Source organism: Acinetobacter kyonggiensis (genome assembly GCF_900107285.1).
Classification (GTDB): domain Bacteria; phylum Pseudomonadota; class Gammaproteobacteria; order Pseudomonadales; family Moraxellaceae; genus Acinetobacter; species Acinetobacter kyonggiensis.
In genome coordinates, this window is sequence record NZ_FNPK01000053.1 from 1 (window position 1) to 6,882 (window position 6,882).

Annotated in this window: 6 protein-coding genes; 4 read left to right on the forward strand and 2 right to left on the reverse strand. The window is 37.0% G+C overall.

The window, feature by feature from the left end:
- Nucleotides 1–419: plasmid mobilization relaxosome protein MobC (gene mobC / locus BLV99_RS17655; protein ID WP_139243576.1), on the forward strand; the 419-nt coding region annotated here is incomplete at its 5' end.
- Nucleotides 409–2,925, forward strand: coding sequence for a relaxase/mobilization nuclease domain-containing protein (locus BLV99_RS17660; protein ID WP_092693004.1), 2,517 nt, complete (start codon nucleotides 409–411; stop codon nucleotides 2,923–2,925). The genes mobC and BLV99_RS17660, both read left to right, overlap by 11 nt.
- Nucleotides 2,926–3,024: 99 nt before the next feature.
- Here BLV99_RS17660 and BLV99_RS17665 read toward each other — a convergent pair whose 3' ends face one another.
- Both BLV99_RS17665 and BLV99_RS17670 read right to left on the reverse strand, forming a co-directional pair.
- Nucleotides 3,025–3,357 (reverse strand): type II toxin-antitoxin system HicB family antitoxin, encoded by a 333-nt coding sequence (locus BLV99_RS17665; RefSeq protein WP_092693009.1) that lies wholly within the window; start codon nucleotides 3,355–3,357, stop codon nucleotides 3,025–3,027.
- The gene (locus BLV99_RS17670; protein ID WP_092693011.1) at nucleotides 3,354–3,602 is read right to left on the reverse strand and encodes a type II toxin-antitoxin system HicA family toxin; all 249 of its coding nucleotides are present in this window, start codon (nucleotides 3,600–3,602) and stop codon (nucleotides 3,354–3,356) included. Before BLV99_RS17670 ends, BLV99_RS17665 begins: the two co-directional genes overlap by 4 nt.
- 178 nt (nucleotides 3,603–3,780) lie before the next feature.
- On the opposite strand from BLV99_RS17670, the gene BLV99_RS17675 reads away from it, so the two are divergent.
- Together BLV99_RS17675 and BLV99_RS17680 are read left to right on the forward strand one after the other, a co-directional pair.
- A complete protein-coding gene (locus BLV99_RS17675; protein ID WP_092693014.1) occupies nucleotides 3,781–5,064 on the forward strand; it encodes a hypothetical protein in 1,284 nt (427 codons plus the stop codon).
- A 650-nt stretch (nucleotides 5,065–5,714) separates the two neighbouring features.
- Complete coding sequence (locus BLV99_RS17680; RefSeq protein WP_092693017.1) at nucleotides 5,715–6,734, forward strand: replication initiation protein; 1,020 nt, start codon at nucleotides 5,715–5,717, stop codon at nucleotides 6,732–6,734.
- Nucleotides 6,735–6,882 lie beyond the last annotated feature (148 nt).

Here is a 6,882-nt window from a genome sequence, read left to right on the forward strand (position 1 = left end):
AAAAAGAGCAAACGACTTTTACAGACTTCATTCTGTCTCTAATTCAAAGGGAAATTATGAAAGATGCTGTAACCGTAAGACGACCAGAAGAAGAACTACAACCGCGGACAAAAATCAAAACAGTGGTCGAAGTCATCAAATGCTACCAAAAGACCGATCCTGATTTACTGCTTGAGTTTTCCAAAATCGGCAACAACTTGAATCAGATAGCCCGAGCCTTAAACATCATTAAAAATGCTGATCCACAAGAGCAACGCAAGTTAGATATTTTCAGTATTTTTTCAGTTTTAAAAGGCATTCAAACCGATTTAGAACAAGTATTCCCTGCACTTCCCAAAATCAGCAGACAAAGCCCAGAACGGCTTAAAAAGCAATTATCTTCGGTACAACTGGCTGAGGAGGACGAGAGTGCATATTAAATTTTTAAATCACGGTAAAGGATCTGCTGCACATGCTTCAGCGTATGTTTTGGATGAGCTTGATCATCTAGGTAATGTTCGGGCAGGGGTTGAGGTTTTAAGAGGTGATGCGACTACGTTTAATGCAGTTTGTGATGCCAGTCCTCACCTTTGGAAATATACAAGCGGAGTCATCGCATGGTCAAAAGAAGATAGTCCGACAGATGAACAAATAAAAGAAGTCTTAGACCAGTTTGAAAAGCATGCTTTCTCAGGACTAGACTCCTCGCAATACCACCTTTTTGCAGTCCTTCATACTGATGATGACGGCTCGAAGCATATCCACGTTCTAGCACCACGCCTAGATATTCAAAGCGGTAAATCTCTAAATATTGCGCCTCCCGGCCATGAAAAGCATTTTGATTCCTTACGTGATTACTTCAACACAAAGTACCAGTGGTCACGTCCTGATGACTTGCTTTTGATGCAGACCACACAAGAGCCGAATCACATTGCCAAGCTGAACGCCCAAGCAAAAAAAATTCTTAATGAGCAAGATCTCACAAACCTAACAAAATCACAGTTTTGTAAGGTAATAGATAATTACGTCAAAACTCTTTTAAAAACACAAACAGTAAAAAATAGAGCCGAAATTGTGAGTTGTATCGAGCAACTGGAAGGTGTTGCATCAGTCCGAGCACAACAAACCGTAACTGTCACTCTCAATAATGGCAAAAAACATAGACTTTCAGGCGATTTTTATCATGAACAATTCGAAATTGGACTTTATTCAGAGCGTCTCAGAGCAGAAGCAGAAAGCCGACCAACTGCAAACGAGCTTGCACAGGCTATCCGAGACGCTCAAAGAATTCGAGATGACTATCGAGCAAAGCGAGGAGCCTATCACTCGAAACAGCATGCTTTTACAGCAAGTCCAGCGGACGACAATGGCTCTCAAATCGCATCTAAGCTCGATATTGACCGAAATAGGCAATCTATCACCCCAAGCCATAAAAGAGACGACAGCGAGCTACAAAGCGCAAATAGACGTATTGTCGACTCAGCTAGCGAGTATAGATATATCGGAAATATCAAAAGTGAAATCGAGCATAGATTCGTTTTCAATATCAATTCAGGCTCTACAGAACCACATCAACAGCCAGTTGCAGAGCATTTCGATAGACAAACCAAGTCTACAAAAGAGCATTCAATCCCAAGTACAGCAAGCAATAGCGAACCAAAGCGAACAGATAGAGAGCAATATACAAACGCTGATCACGGAGAAATTGAACAGCCAGAGAGCATTTCACGGACTACTGGGGATAGTGATATTTTCAGTGTTGATGCTTTTAATCAGTTTTTATTTCGCCTTTCAAGCACGAACCAACCTAAAAACAATCGAAGCACAAAAGCAAATGATTCAACAGAACGCACAAACGATCACAAGCCAAATCAACTATTTGAACAGTCTACGGAGATAAGGCATGCAGACCGAAATCGACCATTATTTGATAGAGCAAAACAGCTTATTGATGCAACAAAACAACTTGTTAGCCGAGCAAAACAAGGTTTTGAGTCAACAAGTCGATTCATTAAAGACCATCTTGACCGGCTACAGCGAAGTAGAGCAAGAATTACAGGACAAAATCAGCATTTTGCAATCGGAGAAACAGGCACAACAAGCCTTGATCTCGGCACTCAAAATCGAGCTATCCAAAATCGAGCAGGGCAACTTTTCGGAGCAGTTACAGCAAACATTTCAGGAAAACTTGAAGACCCAATTACAAACGCAATTAGCGAGAGCATTGAATCAACTGGATTTAAACATCGCTGTCAGCGACTTGGTGAAGGTCGAGTTAAAACCGATTCAAATGACCATTGGCACACAGCAGACAGACATCGAGAAGGCACTCTCGAAAATCTTGCAATTGAAAGTACCAACCAACTTTTACGAAGATTTGGAGATGCAAAGCGAGCAGATCAATACGCTTGGGGAAACTGTAGAAAGATTAATAGCGTTAATCAACAACTTGAACGACTAGAAACCACAGTAGCGGAAATTCGACTCAAGCCAAAACCGGCTACGAATTTCAGTTATTTGCGAAGTGACGGTTATTACCCCGATTACGTTGGTTATCACAAAGAACTATGCAACAAGCAACAGGAAGCCTATAACAACAAAAAACCACTACAGTTAATTGATTATATACAGAAAAAATCTAAAAATTTAGAAACGTACATTAGCCGTGCACGTTCAAATATCCACGAATGGGAATACGATAAATTTGAGAAAATGATCAAAAACGACAATCAAATGCTGAAATATCTGCAATGTGAGAAGATTTTAGAGCCTCAAAACGACCATTTGAAACACCAAAGAGAATCATATCAAGCGTGTTTAAAGAGTTTTGAGAGCATCAATAGTCATATTCACGAAATCAAAAACCCATCCCCTAAACGCAATATTTCTCAACAGGTCTATGAACAAGATCACCAGCCACAGCCAAACAATGATTTAGATTTTTAGTAAATATCAACAATGATTTACTGAACAAATATCTATCATCTCTTGCCCGACTTTGAAAAATGGCTAAAGCCATATTTCAAAGCATCGAGCTAAGATAGGTTAAGCACCTAAACGCATTAATTTTTCTTGAATCGCATCACTGACAAAGGAGTTAAGAGAATTACTTGATGCTAAAACAGCTTTACGGTGCATTTCAGGGCTAATACGCACATTAAACGTGCCTTTAAATGGCTGATCAGGGCTTTTACCTAGTTCAGTACAAGATTCTAAATAGCCATCTACAGATTCCTTAAAAGCTTGCTCAAGTGCTTTTAATGTTTCTGCTTCATAGGTGATGAGGTCACGGATAAACGCAAGTTTTCCAAATAACTCACCTGTTTCAAGATCAGGTTCAATCGTACCAAGATAACCTTTGTATTTTAGATAGCTCATAAAAATCCCTCCTGCTTGAGTGCATGTTTCACAGCTTTCAATGCTCCACCTTTGATTTCATTTTCAGGATGTGGCCTGTGCAGTAAAATCATGTGTTCAGTTTTTGTATTAAAAAAACGGACACGAGAGCCTGCCATTTCAAACTTTTCATAGCCGAGCTGATTCAATAAAACGACTAAATCCTTATACGGAAATGTATTTTTTGCATTTCCGAATTTTTCTAATAACTTTTCCGTTTTACCCATACTTTAACCCTGCCATTACTGCAACTAAGTATAGTTCCTTTTAAATAAAAATTGCAACTATAGATAGTTGCAATTTTGTATAAGTGCCATTATGTTGAATGGGAGAAATTTAGTGAGTGAAAATATCTATTTTTCTTTATACTGATTATAATTTTTTGATTTAAATAAAATTTTAATTATGATTGATGGAAAGACTTTACCTTTACGGACAGATGTTCCTGAAAATGATTTAGATACTTTTGAGAATAAACTTTTAAACTTATGCCAAGAATATTTTTTAGACCTTTCAAAGTCAGAACTTTTACAAACAGGTAGATCGAAAGATATTTTAGAGAAATATAAGGAAAATAAAAGTTTAAGTAATTTTGAACAAGCTTATATAAATGAGTACCTTCTAAGATCTTTAACTCAATTTTTACCAAGTTTTCTGAAAAGGACTGCAAATAAAGTTGAATTAGAGAGATTCACCGAAGAAAAAGCTTTTCAAGAAAAGTTGAGACAAGAAGCTATTGAAAAACAAAAGCTACTTGAATCAGATCCTGTATATATTGCAAAGCAAAAAGAACAAGCATTGCTTAAAAAATATGAAATTAATGAATATATATCAGGCGCATTACCAATAGAAATTTCTGAGATTTTAAGTAAGTTAGATAGGGAAATAAGGCTTTCTCAAGATGAAGCAGTTTGGTTAAACACTTTAGGAAAGAAATTTTTTAGTAGTAAGGTTCGTCATAAATTTCATCGTTTAGAAGCTAATTATTATCTTCAAGAATATAAGAAAAATGTTAAAAATATTTGGAATGCTATTAATGCGAGTAGCCAATTAAGAAAGTGTCAGGCTAGTTTAGAAGCAGAGGGGCTTCTTGAAAGTATTACTGTTTCTGATAAAAAAGATAAAAAATTATTATCTGCTTATTTCACAACATTAGGAGGTGTTAGACGTGATCTTAGAAAAGTTAATGTCGCAATAGATAATGCCTCCAAAGCTCATAATTTAACTCCAGATAATTATCGCCCATGTACTTTATTGGGGGCTATTTATATGGAAACATACCAATATACACTTGGGCATGAATGGTATGAAAAAGCTATTGAGCGTGGAGCAACAGATCAATCAGTCAATGCCGATCTAAAAAGTATTATTTCTAAAATGGATAAAACTAAACGTAATGAAATGATTGAACACTTATTAAAGTTGGATCACCTCACATATTCATGGTTAAAGTCTTTAAAAGTGGCTGTAGTAAATAACCCCAAAATTAAACAAAATAAGGTTGAGCAGACAGTAAAAGCTCAAAAGAAAGTATCGCCCCCACAGAGTAAAAAGACTGTTCAAAATAAACAGCCTAAAAATTCTGAAAAAAGTTTGCAGAGTCTTTTAGAACAAGGAGCTAAGGCACATAATTTAAAAAATCCTGCTAGCCTATCAAAACCCTCATGTATGAAACCTAAGAAGAAGTAATGTGTAATATTTCTAAAATTAACATAATACACCTTATACGAAATTGGTTATAATTAACCTTAGAAATCAATGCTGTAGTTTCAAGTTTTGGCTCAATCACCCATGATTGGGCTTTTTTTTATGATTTTTTACGTTCCACGCTTACTATTTGATCATTGTTCCACGGTTTTGATTAGATATTTTAATCATTCCAGTAAGAACCGAGCGAGTGTCTACGAGCGATTGAGCATCATAAAAATTTCGTCCCTGCTTTTTCACTGATTACAAGCTCCCCTTAACTTAATAACGAAAGATACAGAGCATCCCGAAGGGTGCGAACTTTGGAGCTTTTGCTTTTTTTAAAATTTTAGATGTTATTTGCTAAAATTGCCCCCCTGACGTAACGAAGTGGAGTTAAAAAAGTTTGAGCTTTAGCGAAAACGTAGGGCAATTTTCATAAAAATTTCTTTTTTATTATTTTAATACTTTTAAAGACTTTTACGTCCTTTTATAGCCTTTGATAGCAAGCATTTCAGAGCCTAACTATGGAGGGATATCTGCTAACTATGGAGGGATATCTGCTAACTATGGAGGGATATCTGCTTAACTATGGAGGGATATCTGCTAACTATGGAGGGATATCTGCATATAATTGACAACTATGGAGTGATATGAAAGACTCAATAGTATTAAATAAATCTAAAGCTAAAAATATGGCTAAAAATAATCTTGTTGTGAAATCAAACCAAGTGGTTGAAGCCTCCTACGCACTGACCACCCTTGAACAGAGGCTAATCCTCAGCGTCATAGCTCAAATTCCAAAAGGGCAAGAAGTCTCAGATGATGTGCTTTATCCAATTTCGATTGAAACGGTGGTCAAGCTTGGCGGAGATGCCAATATTTTTTACACCAACATAAAAGAAGCCCTAAACCGCCTGTATGACCGATCTATTGTGCTTAGGGATATGGATGAATCAACGTCTTTCAGATGGATTCAACAAAAGCGAGAAACGAAGTCAGGGGAACTTTCCATTCGCTTTTCAGCCCCTATCCTGCCATTTTTATCTAATCTCAGTACCGAATTCACAAAATACCTAGAATCCGACATCGTTGGCATGACTAGTACTTATGCCATCCGTTTTTATGAGCTGATGATGCAGTATAGAAGCACTGGAAAACGTGAGATTAGTCTTGAGGATATACGCTGGATGTTCCAGCTACAGAATAAATATCCTGTATGGGCGGATCTAAAACGGTGGGTGATCGACCAAGCAACTAAGGAAATCAATCAATACAGTCCGTACAAACTTACAATTGAAACCAAGAAAACAGGACGAAAGATCACCAGTATCGTCCTCAGTTTCCAAGACAAAAAAAATTTAAAAGCAGACAAAGGGAAACAATCAAATAAAAAGTCAAAAAATTGCGATTCTGGCGACTCTAAGCAGAAAATCATAGAAGTCCCTACCAACTTCGCTAAACAGTCTAAAAACGCAAATTTGAACGATTTAGAGCATAGAGTAAGCCGCATCACGAGTGAAATAATGCGAAATCGGCTATCAGAGCGTTTTAAACAGGGTAGTGAGTCTGGTATGGACATGATAAAACGTATTAAAACAGAAATCACAAGCGAAGATATAGCCGAAATTTGGGAATTAAAACTCCAAGAAATGGGCGTAGTTATCAACTAGAAATAAGCTGTTTTTTTAATTTCGTGCTATCATAAACTTACGCCTTAATTTCATAAGCAAGCCTACCTGTATATACAAAAAACCTTCGGTTTTTCGATATACAGGGACTTGTTAGGGTTCCACCCTAAGACCCGTAGCCCATCACAGA

What these genes read in the sequence shown, in the direction of transcription:
- BLV99_RS17675 (WP_092693014.1), top strand. Translation starts at nt 3,781, where the DNA reads ATGATTGATGGAAAGACTTTACCTTTACGGACAGATGTTCCTGAAAAT.
- BLV99_RS17680 (WP_092693017.1), top strand. Translation starts at nt 5,715, where the DNA reads ATGAAAGACTCAATAGTATTAAATAAATCTAAAGCTAAAAATATGGCT.
- BLV99_RS17670 (WP_092693011.1), bottom strand. Translation starts at nt 3,602, where the DNA reads ATGGGTAAAACGGAAAAGTTATTAGAAAAATTCGGAAATGCAAAAAAT.
- BLV99_RS17665 (WP_092693009.1), bottom strand. Translation starts at nt 3,357, where the DNA reads ATGAGCTATCTAAAATACAAAGGTTATCTTGGTACGATTGAACCTGAT.